The organism is Cupriavidus gilardii (assembly GCF_008801915.1).
Lineage (GTDB): Bacteria > Pseudomonadota > Gammaproteobacteria > Burkholderiales > Burkholderiaceae > Cupriavidus > Cupriavidus gilardii.
The window spans coordinates 1-534 of sequence record NZ_VZOV01000073.1 but is presented as its reverse complement, the minus strand read 5'-3'; the positions used below and the strand labels follow the sequence as shown (position 1 = coordinate 534).

Below are 534 nucleotides of genomic sequence, written 5' to 3'. Positions count from 1 at the left end.
CCACTGCAATTAAAGGCATTCCTGTTATCCTTAAAGATGTATCTGTTGAAAATGCTGAAAAAGGCAAAGCATATTCACAAAAGCTCTTAGATAAACGTGTTTCACAAGGCCGCATGACTGCAGAAAAACGTCATCAGATTTTATCGCTCATTACGGCTACAGCTTCTGCTGAAGACTTACAAGGTTGTGACCTGATTATTGAAGCCGTATTTGAAAACCAAGAGCTCAAAGCGAAAGTCACTCAAGAAGCTGAACAATACTTAGCGCCTAATGGTGTAATGGCATCAAATACATCCACCCTACCGATTACAGGTTTAGCGCAAGCAAGCAAGAATGATAAAGCATTTATTGGCCTGCATTTCTTTAGCCCTGTCGACAAAATGCAGTTGGTTGAGATTATTAAAGGTAAAAACACCTCCGCAGAGACACTTGCCAAAGCCTATGACTTTGTACAGCAAATTGGAAAAACACCAATCGTTGTCAATGATAGCAGTGGCTTCTTTACCAGTCGTGTGTTTGGTACTTTTATTCAAG

1 protein-coding gene is annotated in these 534 nt (G+C 40.3%); it reads left to right on the top strand.

Annotated elements, in window-relative coordinates:
* Positions 1-534 (top strand): 3-hydroxyacyl-CoA dehydrogenase family protein (locus F7Q96_RS26480; protein WP_151023648.1); only part of this gene is annotated, 534 nt, incomplete at both ends.